The 15,792-nt window shown below is 65.9% G+C and carries 17 protein-coding genes and 1 pseudogene; 16 read left to right on the forward strand and 2 right to left on the reverse strand.

Annotation, left to right across the window (positions count from 1 at the left end; all coding sequences use genetic code 11):
- Positions 1–131: 131 nt before the first annotated feature.
- The 8 genes from OG874_RS14630 to OG874_RS14665 all read left to right on the forward strand — a co-directional run bounded on the left by OG874_RS14630 (position 132) and on the right by OG874_RS14665 (position 6,814).
- Positions 132–962 carry an SDR family oxidoreductase gene (locus OG874_RS14630; RefSeq protein WP_330255681.1) on the forward strand — a complete coding sequence of 277 codons (831 nt, stop codon included), beginning with the start codon at positions 132–134 and terminating at the stop codon, positions 960–962.
- 24 nt (positions 963–986) lie between these two features.
- Entirely contained in the window at positions 987–1,418 is a 432-nt protein-coding gene (locus OG874_RS14635; protein WP_330255682.1) for a carboxymuconolactone decarboxylase family protein, read from the forward strand.
- Entirely contained in the window at positions 1,415–2,338 is a 924-nt protein-coding gene (locus OG874_RS14640) for an NAD(P)-dependent oxidoreductase (RefSeq protein ID WP_330255683.1), read from the forward strand. The genes OG874_RS14635 and OG874_RS14640 overlap by 4 nt, the downstream gene beginning before the upstream one ends.
- Positions 2,339–2,361: 23 nt before the next feature.
- Positions 2,362–2,574, forward strand: coding sequence for a hypothetical protein (locus OG874_RS14645; protein ID WP_330255684.1), 213 nt, complete (start codon positions 2,362–2,364; stop codon positions 2,572–2,574).
- Positions 2,575–2,665: 91 nt separating this feature from the next.
- Positions 2,666–3,976, forward strand: coding sequence for a TetR/AcrR family transcriptional regulator (locus OG874_RS14650; RefSeq protein ID WP_330255685.1), 1,311 nt, complete (start codon positions 2,666–2,668; stop codon positions 3,974–3,976).
- Between the two features lie 162 nt (positions 3,977–4,138).
- Positions 4,139–5,230 carry an amidohydrolase family protein gene (locus OG874_RS14655; RefSeq protein WP_330255686.1) on the forward strand — a complete coding sequence of 364 codons (1,092 nt, stop codon included), beginning with the start codon at positions 4,139–4,141 and terminating at the stop codon, positions 5,228–5,230.
- 23 nt (positions 5,231–5,253) lie between these two features.
- Positions 5,254–6,405 (forward strand): amidohydrolase family protein, encoded by a 1,152-nt coding sequence (locus tag OG874_RS14660; RefSeq protein WP_330255687.1) that lies wholly within the window; start codon positions 5,254–5,256, stop codon positions 6,403–6,405.
- Position 6,406: 1 nt separating this feature from the next.
- Complete coding sequence (locus tag OG874_RS14665; RefSeq protein ID WP_330255688.1) at positions 6,407–6,814, forward strand: Rieske (2Fe-2S) protein; 408 nt, start codon at positions 6,407–6,409, stop codon at positions 6,812–6,814.
- 35 nt (positions 6,815–6,849) lie between these two features.
- On the opposite strand, the gene OG874_RS14670 is transcribed toward OG874_RS14665, so the two are convergent.
- Positions 6,850–7,323 carry a hypothetical protein gene (locus OG874_RS14670; RefSeq protein ID WP_330255689.1) on the reverse strand — a complete coding sequence of 158 codons (474 nt, stop codon included), beginning with the start codon at positions 7,321–7,323 and terminating at the stop codon, positions 6,850–6,852.
- A gap of 59 nt (positions 7,324–7,382) precedes the next feature.
- On the opposite strand from OG874_RS14670, the pseudogene OG874_RS14675 reads away from it, so the two are divergent.
- The 4 genes and pseudogenes from OG874_RS14675 to OG874_RS14685 form a co-directional block, all read left to right on the forward strand.
- A pseudogene (locus OG874_RS14675) lies at positions 7,383–8,669 on the forward strand (NADH-ubiquinone oxidoreductase-F iron-sulfur binding region domain-containing protein); the annotation flags it as partial.
- 9 nt (positions 8,670–8,678) lie between these two features.
- A complete protein-coding gene (locus OG874_RS44710) occupies positions 8,679–8,885 on the forward strand; it encodes a ferredoxin (protein ID WP_442943403.1) in 207 nt (68 codons plus the stop codon).
- A 27-nt stretch (positions 8,886–8,912) separates the two neighbouring features.
- The gene (locus OG874_RS14680; protein WP_330255691.1) at positions 8,913–9,818 is read left to right on the forward strand and encodes an acyl-CoA thioesterase; all 906 of its coding nucleotides are present in this window, start codon (positions 8,913–8,915) and stop codon (positions 9,816–9,818) included.
- Positions 9,819–9,844: 26 nt separating this feature from the next.
- Positions 9,845–10,261 carry a DUF427 domain-containing protein gene (locus OG874_RS14685; RefSeq protein WP_330255692.1) on the forward strand — a complete coding sequence of 139 codons (417 nt, stop codon included), beginning with the start codon at positions 9,845–9,847 and terminating at the stop codon, positions 10,259–10,261.
- 13 nt (positions 10,262–10,274) lie between these two features.
- On the opposite strand, the gene OG874_RS14690 is transcribed toward OG874_RS14685, so the two are convergent.
- Positions 10,275–11,810 (reverse strand): AMP-binding protein, encoded by a 1,536-nt coding sequence (locus OG874_RS14690; protein ID WP_330255693.1) that lies wholly within the window; start codon positions 11,808–11,810, stop codon positions 10,275–10,277.
- 143 nt (positions 11,811–11,953) lie between these two features.
- On the opposite strand from OG874_RS14690, the gene OG874_RS14695 reads away from it, so the two are divergent.
- The 4 genes from OG874_RS14695 to OG874_RS14710 all read left to right on the forward strand — a co-directional run bounded on the left by OG874_RS14695 (position 11,954) and on the right by OG874_RS14710 (position 15,644).
- Positions 11,954–12,670 carry an enoyl-CoA hydratase/isomerase family protein gene (locus OG874_RS14695; protein WP_330255694.1) on the forward strand — a complete coding sequence of 239 codons (717 nt, stop codon included), beginning with the start codon at positions 11,954–11,956 and terminating at the stop codon, positions 12,668–12,670.
- An 88-nt stretch (positions 12,671–12,758) separates the two neighbouring features.
- Positions 12,759–13,952, forward strand: a complete 1,194-nt coding sequence (locus tag OG874_RS14700) for an amidohydrolase family protein (RefSeq protein ID WP_330255695.1) — start codon at positions 12,759–12,761, stop codon at positions 13,950–13,952.
- Positions 13,949–15,376 (forward strand): FadD3 family acyl-CoA ligase, encoded by a 1,428-nt coding sequence (locus OG874_RS14705; RefSeq protein ID WP_330255696.1) that lies wholly within the window; start codon positions 13,949–13,951, stop codon positions 15,374–15,376. The genes OG874_RS14700 and OG874_RS14705 overlap by 4 nt, the downstream gene beginning before the upstream one ends.
- Positions 15,377–15,473: 97 nt before the next feature.
- Positions 15,474–15,644: a hypothetical protein gene (locus OG874_RS14710; protein WP_330255697.1), complete on the forward strand. Its 171-nt coding sequence runs from the start codon at positions 15,474–15,476 to the stop codon at positions 15,642–15,644.
- The last annotated feature ends 148 nt before the right edge of the window (positions 15,645–15,792 follow it).

Genomic DNA, 15,792 nt, shown 5'->3' on the forward strand with positions numbered 1-15,792 from the left:
GATGAATACGGTACTTGCAAAAAATGAGAATGCCAATACCATCAAGAACGGACATCATTAGTCCGATATGGAATCGGCTGCGCCAGCAGGCCGCCGACGAGCCACGCATGCCGCCACTACCGAGGAGAACGATGCCGAGCCAGCAACACGCCCTTGCCGAGCGCACCCTGGTCATATCCGGTGGCAGCCGCGGTATCGGCTTGGCGATCGCGCTGGGCGCGGCCAGGCTCGGGGCGAATGTGGTTCTCTTGGCCAAGACGGCCGAACCGCACCCCCGGCTGCCCGGCACCGTGCACACCGCTGTCGCCGAACTGGAAGCCGCGGGCGGCAAGGCAGCCGCCGTGGTCGGCGATGTGCGTAATGAGCAGGACGTGCAACGCGCCGTGGACACCGCGCTCGAGCGGTTCGGCGGTATCGACTTCTGCGTCAACAACGCCAGTGCCATCGGCCTGGATGGCACGGAAACGTTGTCCGCCAAGAAGTTCGACCTCATGCAGCAGATCAATCTGCGCGGCACCTTCCTGCTCACCAAGGCCTGTCTGCCACATCTGCGCGCCGCGGCGAATCCGCATGTGCTCACCCTGTCGCCGCCGATGAATATGAACCCGCGCTGGCTCGGCGCGCACCCCGCCTACACGCTGTCGAAGTACGGGATGACCCTGCTGTCGCTGGGGTGGGCGGCCGAATTCGCCGACGCGGGCATCGCGGTGAACTGCCTGTGGCCCCAGACCTATATCGCCACCGCCGCCGTGGCGAATATGGCCGACGGCGAACGCCTGCTCGACTTGGCGCGCAGCCCCGAGATCATGGCCGATGCCGCGGTCGAGATTCTGTCTCGCCCGGCGCGGGAGACCAGCGGGAACTGCTACATCGACGCGGAGGTGCTCATCGCGTCCGGCGTCGAGGACCTGTCCCGATACGGCGGCGGCGCACACCCCACGCTCGACCTGTTTCTCGACTGATCCGATACCCGAGGGATGCCGCCCATGACCGACAACACCACCCGCCAGGAGCTCTACGCAGCCGGACTGCGGGTCCGCACCGAAGTCGTCGGCCAGGAGTATGTGGCGCGGGCGATTGCCGATATGAGCGAATTCGCCCGCCCCATGCAGGAATTGGTCACCGAATACTGCTGGGGTGCGGTCTGGACCCGGCCGGGCCTGGACCGGCGGACCCGGTCCATGATCAATCTGGCCATGCTGACCGCGCTCAACCGGCCAACCGAATTCGGCACGCACGTCCGCGGCGCGCTGACCAATGGGGTGACACCGGACGAGATCCAGGAGGTGCTGCTGCAAACGGCCATCTACGCCGGTGTGCCCGCGGCGCTGGAATCCTTCCGGATCGCCGAGCGGATCCTCGCGGAGCACTCCGATGGCCGCTCCGATGACCCCTCCGATGACGGAGCAGTCCGATGACCGACGCCAAGACAGGACAGGTCGCGTTCCTCGGACTGGGCAATATGGGCGCGCGGATGTCGAAGCGACTCCTCGACGCCGGATATGCCGTGCTGGGATTCGATCCCGATGCGGATGCCCGCCGGTCACTGACCGCCGCCGGCGGTACCGCGGCCCCGGACGCCGCGACGGCCGTGGCAGGCGCGTCGTTCGTCATCTTGATGCTCCCGAACTCCGCGGTCGTCGAGGCGACACTCGGCGATGCCGCCGTCCTCGACGCCCTGCGACCGGGTTCGATCGTGGTCGACATGAGTTCATCCGAACCGCTGTCGACCCAGCGGCTGTCCTACGCGCTGGCCAAACGGCGGATCACCCTCATCGACGCGCCGGTATCCGGCGGGATCAGCGGCGCCGAGTCGGGCACGCTCACGATCATGGCCGGCGGCACCGAAACCGCCGTGGCCAGAATCGCCGCGCTGCTCGAGCCGCTGGGCAAGCTGCACCGGGTCGGCAACACCGGTGCCGGACACGCGCTCAAGGCCATCAACAACCTGCTCGCCGCCGTACATCTGCTCGCCGGCGCGGAGGGTTTCGCGGCCGGTCGACGTTTCGGTCTCGACCCCGAGCTGATGGTGTCGATGATCAACATCTCGAGCGGTCGCAGCGCCTCGACCGAACTCAAATTTCCGCGCTTCATCCTGCCGCAGACCTACGATTCCGGATTCGGTCTGGCCCTGATGCTCAAGGACATGCGCATCGCGACCGGTCTGGCCGACGCGCTCGGCGTCGGCTCGCCGCTCGGCCAGCGCGCCGTCGAACTGTGGGCCGAGGCCGACGCCGCGCTGGGGCCCGGGGCCGACCAGACCGAGATCGCGCGCTGGGTGCTGCGACAACCGAACGCCAAACCGGCCGACACCGCCGGTTCCGACCACCATCAGTAGCGGCCACCCGCTCGGAGGAATTCGTGGAACCCCCCATCCAGTTCACCGTCCGCCAAATTCTGGACTACTACGGCAAGTGCCCGCGCTGCGGATATCCCGCGGGCGCGGCGCAGACGCTACGGTCGTTCGCCGACGACCGGGTCGAAGTCACCGTGGTGGCGACATGCGAATTACCTTGCGGCTGGCATGGTCCGGTAACCCCGACCACGATGACGGCAGGCAGCGCCGTGTCGTAACCGCCGCCGGCCTGCTCCGACAGCGCGGAACAATATTTTGGTTGCGCCGTTATGCTCTGCCTATGGGCGATGCGACTCCGAGGTGCGGTGGGTGACGGCGGGATCCGGGCAAACCGAACGGGTGCGACGACCGCGGGCCGCCGCCGATGGCCGTGCCGACAGCCGGCGTCGCACCCAGATCCTGCACGCCGCGGCCGAATTGTTCGCCTCGTCGGGCTATGCCAGGGCGCTGCTCAAGGATGTCGCCGACGCGTGCGGAATCCTGCCGGGCAGCCTGTACCACCACTTCGATTCCAAGGAATCGATCGCGGTCGAACTGCTCGAACGCTATCGTGACGCGCTCGACGCGGTGGCCGCAGCGGCGCCGCGCGGCGCCGATATCACCGCCGCCGACACCGCGTTCGAACCGATTTCGCGGTTCGCCACCGCGATTGCCGGCTGCGCGCTCGATCATCGTGCCGCACTGCAACTTTCGATCTACGAACCACATGCCGGCGCGGGCGCGGAACTCGTGCGGCTGGCCCGGCAGCGCCCGGTCGCGATCGAGAACGCGCTGCGCGAACTCTTGGACGCGGTACGGTCGGTCGGCTACCTCGGGGCCGAGATCGATCGGTCGATCCTGACCGAGCAGATGTGCGAGACAATGCTGCACACCGGATTGTCGGTCCTGCATCGCGAGTCCGCGGCCGATCAGGTCGCCACGGTGCTGTGCCGCTTGCTGTTCGAAGGTATCGCGGCGAAGCCGCCCACCGACCGCGACCTCGACCGCTCCCCCGCCATGCGGACCGCGCGGCGGATCGTGGACACCTGGGCCGAGCCCGCGGCGTATGCCGAGGACGACAGGTTGACGATGATCCGATCGGTGGCCAGGGCCGAATTCGCCCGACGCGGCTACGAGGCGACGACCATGCGCGATATCGCCGCGGCCGCCGAACTGGGTGCGGGCAGCGTGTATCGCACCGTCGAATCGAAAAAGGCGCTACTCGACTCGATCATGGGTTCATTTCACGCCGAGCTCTCCGGCGCGTATCAGGCGGTGGTCGGCACCGATTCGACATCGGTCGCCAAGCTGGATGCGCTCACCTGGATCAATCTGAGCGCGATCGAGCGGTTCGACGAGGAGTTCGCCATCCAGCGGGCCTGGTTCCGTTCGTCACCGCCCGATACGAGGGGTCTATTGTACGCGTTGCGGCAGCGGGCGCGCCAGATCCGCACGGTGATCGAGATCGGACAGCGGGCCGGGGAGATACGCCTCGATGGTGTGGCGATCAGCCGGTTGTCGGCCTGCGTCCGTGACCTGATCTGGATGCCGCCTGGGCTGGTGGCAAAGGTCGGCACGCATACGGCCCTTGCGCATTCGCGCGCCACACTGCTGCGCGGCGCCGCTCGCGCGCACCACTGACACCCCTTGTGTGGTGCCGATACACTGACGTACAGTCGCGGAACAAATATTTGGTTTTCGACCAGAATCCCTGCCTGCCGACACCACACAACGGAGCAGTCGAATGAGAACAACTTTTTGGTTTCGTGTGGCGAGGAACGCCCGCCCGGTGGCGGTTGCGCGATGATCGAGCACAGTGACGGAACCGCGACGCCGCTCATCGACGCCAGCGTCCACATCTACTTCAAGTCCAATCCCGAACTGCGGCAGTTCCTGCACGAGCCCTACCGCAGCCGCGGCATCCCCGATATCGAAATGGACTGGTACGGCGCCCCGGGCGGGGAGTTCGCACCCGGTACCGAGGGGCCCGAGGGTGTGTATCCGGGCTCGGATCCGGACGCCGTCGGCCGCCACCTGTTCGACGCCGAGGGCGTCGATATCGCGATCCTGCACGCCATGACCCGGGGCACGCTGCCCGACCGGCACCTGACCTCGGCGATCCTGGCCGCGCACAACGAGATGCTGGTGTCGCGCTGGTTGGACGCCGGCGCCTACGCCGACCGGTACCGCGGCACGATCCGGGTGAACCCGGAGGATATCGCCGGCGCCGTGCGCGAGATCGAGCGCTGGCGCGAGCATCCGCGGGTGGTGCAGATCGGCATCCCCCTGCAATCGCGCGAACTCTACGGCAAACCGCAGTTCTGGCCGCTGTGGGAAGCGGCGGCCGCGGCGAATCTGCCGGTGGCCGTGCATATCGAAACTGGTTCCGGCGTCGGCTTTCCGCCCACCCCGTCGGGCCACACCCGGACCTACGAGCAGTACCTCGGCTTCATGGCCCTGAACTACCTCTACCACCTGATGAACATGATCGCCGAGGGCGTGTTCGAGCGTTTCCCGAATGTGCGGTTCGTCTGGGCCGACGGTGCGGCGGATCTGCTCACCCCGATGATGTGGCGAATGGATACCTTCGGGCGTCCGCATCTCGAACAGACCCCGTGGGCGCCGCGGATGCCGAGTGACTATCTGCCCGAACACATCTTCTTCGTCCAGGGCAGCTTGGACGGCCCCGGCGATACGGAATTCGCCGGCGAATGGCTGGGCTTCACCGGCAAGGACCGCATGATCATGTTCGGTTCCAGCTATCCGGACTGGCAACTCAACGATCACCGCCGGCTGCCCGCCGCGCTGAGCCAGGAGCAGCGCGACCGATTCCTGTGGCGCAATGCGGCGGATCTCTACGGCATCGACATCAACACCACCGCGGCCGCGCGGTAGTCGCAGGCAGAACGGAGAAACCAATGACTCGAGCACAATTCGACATCCGTGAGCGGGTACCGAGCCCTGAACGGGTGGCGGTCCGGGTGGTCGATTCCGACGTCCACCCGGTACCCCGGCCGGGCCGACTGGCCGAGCTGTTCCCCGAGCCGTACCGCAGCAAGTACTTCCTGTCGCACCATATCGGCGACACCATCGTGTACGACGCGCCGGATTACGCGCACGCCTACGCGATGCGGGTCGACGCGTTCCTGCCCGACGGCGGGTTCCCCGGTAGTGATCCCGATATGGCGTTCCGCCAGTGCATCATCGGAGCCGGATCGGATATCGCCATCCTCGAGCCCGGTTTGCGCATGGCCCGACTGCCCGAAATCACCTCGGCGGCCGCCGCGGCGACCAATATCTGGCTCGCCGAGGACTGGCTCGACGACGACAACAACTGGCATCAGCGCTGGCGCGGTTCGATTTCCGCCGCCGCCGAGGATCCCGCCGGGGCAGGCCGGGAGATCGAGAAGTGGGCAGGCCACCCGTATATGGCGCAGATCCTGATCCGCGCCGAACCGCGTCCGTCCTGGGGTGACCCGATGTACGACCCGGTCTGGGCCGCGGCGGTAAAACACAACTTGCCGGTCGCCTGCCACCTCAGCCGCGGCAACTTCGAGACGATGCCGATGCCGCCGGTGGGCTATCCCAGCTACAACCACGACTTCATGGTCACGTATTCGCTGCTAGCGATGAACCAGGTGATGAGCCTGGTCTTCGACGGTGTCTTCGACCGGTTCCCGGCGCTGCGAATTGTGTTGGTGGAGCACGCCTTCAGCTGGATTCTGCCGCTGATGTGGCGGATGGACGCGATCTACGAGGCGCGCAAGTCCGCTATGGATATCAAGCGCAAGCCGTCGGAGTACGTGAAGGAGCACATCAAGTTCACCACGCAGCCGCTGGATTATCCGGAGGACAAGACGGAGCTGAGCCGGGCACTGGAGTGGATGGAGGCCGACAAGATTCTGCTGTTCTCCTCCGACTATCCGCACTGGACCTTCGATGAGCCCCGGTGGCTGGTCAAGCATTTGCCCGAGCATATGCGCGAGGCGGTGATGTGCCGCAACGGCATCGAGACCTACCACCTGCCCGAAACGGTTCCGGTGCTGCCCGGTCAGGTGCGGGTGTTCTGAGTTGACCACGGAATCGAACCCGGAATCGTCGAGTACACCGCGGCTGCCGCAAGGGCGCGAGCATGTCGTGGCCACCCTCGACGAAATTCCGCCGGGCGGCTTCAAACTCGTCCCCATCGGCCGGCACGGTGTGGGGGTCTACAACGTCAACGGCACATTCTACGCGATCGCGAACTACTGCCCGCACGAGGGTGGGCCGCTGTGTGTCGGCCGCACCCGCGGGCGCACCGTGGTGGATGAGAACGCGCCGGGCGACGCCGTGATGGAACGTGACAACGAGTACATCTACTGCCCGTGGCACCAATGGGGTTTCGAACTCGCCACCGGCACGACGGCGGTCAAACCGGAGTGGAGCATTCGCACCTATCCCGTCCGGGTGATCGGAAACGAAGTACTCGTCACGGCCTGAGGAAATAGGGGATGCACGAATACGGGCCGGTGCCCTCAAGTGGTGACGATACGGATCTCGCAGTTCGTTGCCGCCTCCAACGCGGTCTGGATCCGGCTTTCCGGAACCCGCGCGAGGTCGCTGCTCGCCAGGCGCACGGTAATGATGTCGAACCCCTCGTCACCGGTGATGCGCGAAACGTCGCCGGTGATCCCGAATCCGCTCAGGATTCCGTTCGCGTCGTCGTCGGTGCCGCGACTGATATAGGTCACGGCACCGGCCGTGGGGGCGGTGCCGAAGATTTCCGCGCACAGTTGTTCGGCATCGCGGCGCAGCATCGCGCCATCCGCACCGGTCATATGGAGTTGGATTTCCCGGCGATGCGCCGGCATCGTACCGACGCGCGAATCGGCGACGGCTATTCCGGCGCTGTTCGCACGCGTCACGAGCAATTCCATGCGCGCGCCGAGTTCCGGGCCCGAGAGCTCACCGGCCGGATCGATATTGATGCGGATTACTGCTGTTCGCATGAGAGCCATTGTATGCACAGGGATTTCACTCAATTGACAGAATATCGAAGGAAAAGATCATGGACGCGATCGCGAAGCTGACCGTCGGCGCGCCGCCCGGATTTTCACCGAGATTGATCGACGGCGGGTCGGTCGTCGAAGAATTGCGGGCGTATCGAGACTCCGGTGGATATGCCGCGCTCACCGATCCCGCCGGGCTCCTGACCGCGGTCACCGAATCCGGATTGCGCGGCCGCGGTGGCGCCGCCTTTCCGCTCGGCGTCAAACTCCACGCGGTGCGCGACCATTGCGGTCCGGGCGTCCGGCCGGTCGTGGTCGGCAACGGTGAAGAGGGTGAGCCCGCATCGGCCAAAGACCGCTGGCTGCTGCGTTATCGGCCGCACCGGGTGCTGGACGGCTTACGGTTGGCCGCGGCCATGGTCGACGCGGACCGGGCCTTCCTCTACCTCTCGGATCCGGCCGCCGCCGATGCGGTCGACAGTGCGCTCGCGGAACTGGACGGGACCGAATCGGTCGGGGTGCCGATTGAGGTCGTGACCGTCGAGCCCGGATATGTGGCGGGTGAGGAGAGTGCCGCCGTCCGTGCCATCAATGGCGGCCCCGCCAAGCCGACCGATAAGCCACCGCGAGTGTTCCAGGTGGGGGTCGATCGTCGGCCGACGCTGGTCAGCAATGTCGAGACCCTGGCCAACCTGCCTTTCATTCTCCGGCATGGCGCCGATGCCTATCGTGCGGTGGGCACGACGGAATCACCCGGCACCTTCCTCGCGACCGTCAGCGGCGGCGGTCGCGAGCCCATGCTCTACGAGCTGCCGCACGGCATTTCCTTCGCCGATCTGCTCGCCCTGCATCGGATCTCCCCGGACGACGTCACGGGCGCATTGCTCGGTGGCTACTTCAGCGGCCTGATCAATCGACGCGTGCTGAACGCGCGATTGGATCACGAAACGCTGCGGGCTTTGGGATCGGGACTCGGTTGCGGCGCGATCGGTCTGCTGACCCACGACGAATGCCCGGTCGCGGTGGCGGCATCGGTGCTGGACTATTTCGATCGGGAAAACGCGGGCCAGTGCGGATCGTGCTTCAACGGGACGGCGGCGATGAGCGCGGCCGTCGACGCATTACGCGACGACGTCGCCGACGATTCCGATATGGCCCGGCTGCGCCGGTGGTCGATCGTGCTACGAGGTCGCGGCGCATGCGGAACGCTCGATGCCGCGACGAATATGGCGCGCACCCTGCTCGACGAATTCCCCGCGGCGGTATCGCTGCATCGTGGCATGGGATGCGAGGTCTGCACCGCGACACCGTATTTCGCGGAACGTCCCTTCGAAGTGGAAGCGGTGAGTTTTGGTATGAGGGTCCGATTGGACCGCACCATGTGCGATGGTTTCGGAATCTGCGCCAAGCACGCGCCGGAGCATTTCTCACTCGACGACTGGGGCTATGCCTCCATGGAGGGCGACGGCTCGGTATCGGCGGAACAGCGCGACGGGGTGCACCGAGCACTGCTCGACTGTCCGGTGCACGCGATCATCGAAATGGGTTCCGAGCGCGGATAAGCACACACCTACCGATCGGAGGCCACAATGGACCGTCCGCTGGTGGCGCCGGATACCGCCGCCCCGCCATGGACTCAGGCCGAACTGCTGCGACTGATGGACGTACAACCCTGCGGCCCAGGCCGATACCTCGCCCCGGCACACGGCCCGACGGTCCGCAATGTCGCCGAAGCCGGACAGCTACTCGGCGCCGCGGTGGTGGCGGCCGCGAAGGAAGTACCCGGCCAGCGAGTCGTATCGGCGTCGATGATCTTCTCGCGAGCGGCGACGCACGACGCACCGCTGGCCATCGATGTCGACGTGTTGCGCTCGGGCCGTACCTTCAGCACCGCGCAAGTCCACATCCGACAACACGATGCACTGCGCTGCGCGGGAATCGTGTTGCTGGACACCGGCGCCCCCGATCTGATCCGCTCGGCCGCGCCCATGCCGCGGGTCGATCCGCCGCATCTGCTGCGATCGCTCGACACACCGGGATCGGTGGTGGACGGCCGGGACATGCGTGTGGTCGGCGACGCCTATGATCCGGATCCCGACGCGGTCGGCCCACCAGAACTGTTCGCCTGGACGCGGTTTCGGGACACGCCCGATCACGACTATCTGCATGCGGCGCTGCTGACCCAGTCGACGGGGCACTGGACCGTCGCCGCCGCACTGCGCCCGCATCCGGGTTTCGATCAGTCGATGGCACATTCGACGATCTCGACCGGAATCACCATGATCACCATCACCTTTCACGACGCGGCCGATGTGACGCAGTGGCTGCTGTACGCCACTCGGGTCACCTATGCCGGACGCGGCCATGCCCAGAGCGAGGGTCAGGTGTACGCGATCGACGGGAACCTTGTCGCCTCCTACAGCGTGCACGCGATGGTGCGGGGATTCCCGGCATCCGATACCGCCAGTGTCGGGCCCGCCGACACGCTGCTCTGAACACCGCCCTGATACCGGAGGACAGTATGGAACCATCGGGCTATCCGGCATGGCCGGACTACCGCGTCGACGTGCGGCGCGTCCGCAACCTGGTCCGGGTCACGCATGCGGACCGCATCCTCGGCGAGACGACCTCGGCACTGCTCGTCGCCGAACAAGATCACGGGATTGCCTTCTATCTCCCCGCCACCGACGTGCGCTTCGACCTGCTCGCACCGGACCGGTACACCTCCCGCTGCCCGTTCAAGGGCACGGCACGGTACTGGCGGTTGGCCGACGGGCCCGACCTGGTCGCCTGGGAGTACCACGAGCCCTACCTCGAGGTCGCGCTGCTGTGCGACCACGTCGGCTTCTACCAGGACCGGGTCCGGGTCGAGGTCGGCGTGGCCGATCCATCGGTCAGCGGTCAGCCGTATCCGACGGGATCGGCCGACGCCAACTGATCGAACCCCCGCCCTACTGCCCGGCCGCGACATCCTGTCGGACCCGGTACTTCTGAATCTTGCCGCTGGCGGTCCGTGGGAAATCTTCCACCACGTGCAACTCCTCCGGCCACTTCTGCTTGGCCAGACCGGCTTCGGCGAAGTGCGCGCGCAGGTCGTCCAACGTCGGCGCGGCACACCCCGGCTTCATCCGCACGACCGCGGCCACATGTTCACCGAGCCTGGCATCGGGCGCGGACACCGCCGCCACCTCCGCGATGCCCGGCAGTGCCAGCAGCACCTCCTCGACCTCGACCGCACTGATGTTCTCCCCGCCCCGAATGATCAGATCCGAGGTGCGATCGGTAATGGTGAGGTAGCCGTCGGCGTCCAGCACACCGACGTCGCCGGTGTGATACCAGCCATTGGCATCGAATGCCGCCGCGGTGAGAGCGTCATCGGTATAGCCGAGGCACAGATCCGGGCCGCGCGTGAGGATCTCCCCCGCGTCGGTGAACCGGATCTCCACCCCCGGCAACGCCTCACCGTCGGTGCAGACCCGCTTGATCTCCGGGGCGGTATGGCGCGAGGCCGTGACCGAGGGATGTTCGGTGCTGCCATAGGCGCGAAATACCGTGATGCCCAGATCGGTCATCCGCCGGGTGACCGCCACCGGGACCGACGACCCGCCCATACCCGCGTATTTCATATGCGGCAGGTGCTGTGGTCCGAAATCGGGGTGATCGAGCAGGCTGGTCATGAAATAGGTCGCGCCGCCACCGACGGTGAGCCCGTCCTCGGTCATCAGCTCGAGCACCTTGCCCGGATTCCAGACGTCGATGAGGTGCACCGCGCTGCCGTCCAGAATCGGAATCAGCAGTGCGTTCAACATGCCGATGAAATGCCCGACCGGCGCGCCGGTGAGCTGCACACCACGATCGGCCGGATAGCGGGCGGCCAGCTGACGGGTTTCGAATCCGAGCGTGCGATGGCTGTGGATCACGCCCTTCGGATCGCGGGTGGTGCCGGAGGTGAAAGCGATCAGTGCCGGCCCGGCCGGATCGGTCCCCAGCACCCCCGCCATGGGCTGCTCGGCGAGCAGATCATCGAAATCCCGACCCACCACACCCACGATCGGCACATCCACACACAGATCCGCCTGGAATTCCAGCGCGCCGAAGCGCTCGGCGGTCACGAACACCCGCGGCCGCACCGACTCGAGGATGTAGCCGAGCTCCTTACGTCCGTAGAAGTGCACGATCGGCACCACGACCGCACCGAGGAATGCCGAGGCCCAGAACGTGGCGGCAGCCTCCATCCAATTCGGCAACTGGAAGGCGACCACATCGCCGGGCCCGACCCCGCGCGCCCGCAACCCTGCCGCCAACCGGCGCGCCACCGTCTCCACTTCGCGCAATGTCCCCGACCACGGACGCACCTGCGAATGCACCTGAAATCTGGCGTCCGGGGCCGAGGCCAGACCACCGGCCAACGCGTCGCCGATCGTCTCCGATGTCCACCACCCCTCAGCCTCATACCGTTCGACCAAATGCTGAGGGATCTTTCGCATGGTGAGAGCTCCAATGCCCGACGCGGACGGCGGTCGCAGGGCTGTGCACCCGCCGCATGGCTGGATCGGATCGACAAGTCCGCTATGGCGGAGATGATATTCTCCGCAACCAAGAATATAAATATCATGTTTGGAGAATGTGGATGGTGGATCTCGAGCTGAACGATGGCGTCGCGGTCATAACGATCAATCGCCCGCAGGCCCGCAACGCCATCGCACCGGCCACGATGGACCAACTCGACAAGGCCATCGACTCCGCTGCAGGGGCGCGCACCCTGGTCATCCGCGGCGCCGGCGATCGCGCATTCGTCTCCGGCGGCGACCTCAAAGAGCTGAGCGCACTGCGGACCCTCGACGCGGCATCGGAGATGGCCTGGCGGATGCGACTGATCTGCGATCGCCTCGCGGCGTTCCCGGCTCCGGTCATCGCGGCATTGAACGGCCACGCCTTCGGCGGCGGCGCGGAGGTCGCGGTGGCCGCCGACATCCGGATCGCCGCCGACGACATCAAGATCGGCTTCAACCAGGCCGCACTGGCCATCATGCCGGCCTGGGGCGGCGCCGAACGGCTCGCGGCGCTGGTCGGTCGGGGCCGAGCGCTGATGCTGGCGGGATCCGCGACCATCCTCCCCGCGGCCGAGGCACTGCGACTCGGACTCGTTGACCAGGTATTGCCGCGGGCATCGTTCGACGCGGGATGGCGAGCACTGGCCGCGTCACTGGCCAACCCGTCAGCGGGCGAGATCAAGCGGGTCCTGGCCGGAGCCTCCCCCGAAGAAGCGGTGAACGCCTTCGCACACCTCTGGGTTTCGGACGCGCACTGGGCCGCGGCGGACAAGGCACTGAACGGCAAGAAGTGACCGAAACCGACCCTGGCGCGAACACGGGGAATATTGCTACCTTCAAAATATGAGAATATGATTCTCGTAACTAACGAAGGAGGATCTCATGACGAAGCTCGAGTTGCCGTATCAGCTGTTCGACGCGGACAACCACATGTACGAAACCAAAGAGGCCCTGACCAAGTTCCTCCCGAAGGAATACGAGGGGGCCATCCAGTACGTGGAGATCAACGGTCGCACCAAGATCGCGGTACTCGGCCAGATCAGCGAATACATCCCCAACCCCACCTTCGAGGTGGTCGCGCGCCCCGGCGCAATGGAGGATTACTTCAAGAACGGCAACCCCGAGGGCAAGAGCCGCCGGGAGATCTTCGGCAAAGCGATGCCCTCGATTCCCGCCTTCCGCGAGCCCGCACCGCGCCTGGAACTCATGGACGAACTGCAGCTGAACCGATCGCTGATGTTCCCCACCCTGGCCAGCCTCGTCGAAGAGCGCATGCGCCACCACCCGGATCTGATCCACGCCGTGATCCACGCACTGAACCAGTGGATGCTCGAAACCTGGGGCAACAACGAAAGTTTCGTCTACAAGGACCGCATCTTCAACGTTCCCGTCATCACCCTGCCGATCGTCGAGAAGGCGATACAGGAACTGGACTGGGTGGTCGAGAACGGCGCCAAGGCGATCCTGGTGCGTCCGGCTCCGGTGCCCGGCCTGCGCGGTATGCGCTCGTTCGCGCTGCCGGAGTTCGACCCGTTCTGGAAGCGGGTCGTCGAGCACGACATCCTGGTCACCATGCACTCCTCCGACAGCGGCTATTCGCGATACAACGCCGAGTGGGAGGGCAGCAATCTGGAGATGCTGCCGTTCAAGACCAACACCTTCCGGATGACCACCGAGTGGCGGCCGATCCAGGACGCGGTGGCCTCGTGGGTCTGCCATGGCGCGCTGTTCCGGCACCCCGAACTGAAGATCGCGGTCATCGAGAACGGCGCCGCGTGGATGGCGCCGTTGCTGCAGAACCTGGCCGACACCTACAAGAAGGCCCCGGAAGGCTTCGGCTTCCAGGACCCGGTCGAGGCAGTCAAGCGCAATATCCACGTCAGCCCGTTCTGGGAAGAGGATCTGCAGGAGCTGTCGAATCTGATCGGCGTCGAGCGGGTGCTCTTCGGCTCGGACTACCCGCATCCGGAGGGTCTGGCCGAGCCCGCGCGCTACATCCACGAACTCAAGGACATGGCACTCGAGGACCAGAGCAAGATCATGGGCGGCAACCTCGCGAGGTTGCTGAAGGCATGAGATGGGAGACCATCCCACAAATGGTCCTCAGCTCGGCCGACCGCTTCGGTGATGCCGAAGCGGTCGTCGATGGGCCGCTGCGGCTGAGTTTCGTCGAACTGGTGGACCGGGTGCGCAGGGCCGCGGGCGCCTTTTCGGCGGCGGGGATCGAAAAGGGCGACCGCGCCGCGATCTGGGCGCCCAACTCGGCCGAGTGGATCATCGCGGCGTTCGGTCTGCTGACCGCGGGCGGCGTGCTGGTCCCGGTCAACACCCGGTTCAAGGCGGAGGAGGCTGCCGATGTCGTCCGCCGCAGCGGAGCCGAGTTGCTCTTGGTGCAACAGGGGTTCCTCGGTGTGGAGTACACCGGCCCCGGCGCCGTGCCGGTGATCGATCTGAAGTCGGAATTCCTTTCCAGCGGTTCACCTTTCGAACGCGAGGTGAGCGGCGACGAGATCGCCGACATCATCTATACGTCGGGCACGACGGGCCGCTCGAAGGGCGTGATGATGAATCATCGGCAGACGCTGCGGTTGTATTCGGAATGGTGCGATCTGGCCGATCTGCGCGAAGGCGATCGCTATCTGCTCGTCAATCCGTTCTTCCACACCTTCGGCTACAAGGCCGGTCTGGTGACCTCACTGATCCGCGGCGCCACCATGCTGCCGGTGCCGGTCTTCGAGGTCGAGCGGGTGCTCGAACTGGTCGAGCGGGAGAAGGTGACGATGTTGCCGGGCCCGCCGACGCTGTACCACACACTGCTGGACGGGCAGGGCAAATACGATCTGTCCTCCCTGCGGTCGGCGGTCACCGGTGCCGCGGACATACCGGTCGAGCTCATCCGGCGGGTGCACACCGAACTACCGTTCCAGTCGATCATGACCGGATACGGGTTGACCGAGGCGGGCACCGCCACCGCATCGCGCCCCGGTGACACCTTCGAGCAGATCGCGACGACCGTCGGCACCCCGTGTGACGGTATCGAGGTGCGCATCGCCGACGACGGCGAGGTGCTGGTGCGCGGCTACAGCGTCATGCAGGGCTATCTCGACGATCCCACCGCCACCGCCGAGGCCATCGATGCCGATGGCTGGCTGCACACCGGCGACCTCGGCAGCCTCGACGCGGAGGGCAGGCTGCGGATCATCGGACGTAAGAAGGACATGTTCATCGTCGGCGGCTTCAATGCCTATCCGGCGGAGATCGAGGATTTCCTACTCGAGCACCCGGCCGTGGCCCAGGTCGCGGTGGTCGGGGTGCCCGATGACCGACTCGGGCAGGTCGGCAAGGCCTTCGTCGTCGCGAAAAGCCCGGTCTCGGAAGAAGAACTGATCAGCTGGAGCCGGAGCCGAATGGCCGGATACAAGGCGCCGCGGTCTGTGCGGTTCCTGAATGAGCTCCCGCTCAACGCTACCGGGAAGGTGATGAAAGACCAGCTGCGATAAAGGCCTGGTTCGGAGGCAACATCGTCGCGGGGCGGCGCAACAGCGCAACCCCACCGGCCCGCGGCGACCGGCATTCCACAGGTGCTGCTCGTCGGCAGTGTGGTGGCCGACCTCGCCGATGTGCTGCTGCAACGTATCTGCGCCCGATCTGGACCCGCGTATCCCGGTGGTGCTGTGCGACGCGCGCGATCGCGCCTCCTGCAAGACGGTGCTGATGACGCTGCTGGAACACCTGATCGAGCAGTCCGTGTCCCGCACCGCGCGGTAATCGGATCGCGCACCGAACCCCACCCGTCCGCTATCGCAGCCGTGGCCGATGGGTGTATCGTCGCAGCGGATGAGAGTAACATTCTCTATATAGGAGATCGAGCATCTCACCCAGTGGTCGGGGCCGCTTACCCCGCATGGTCCCCATG

Source organism: Nocardia sp. NBC_00565 (assembly GCF_036345915.1).
Classification (GTDB): domain Bacteria; phylum Actinomycetota; class Actinomycetes; order Mycobacteriales; family Mycobacteriaceae; genus Nocardia.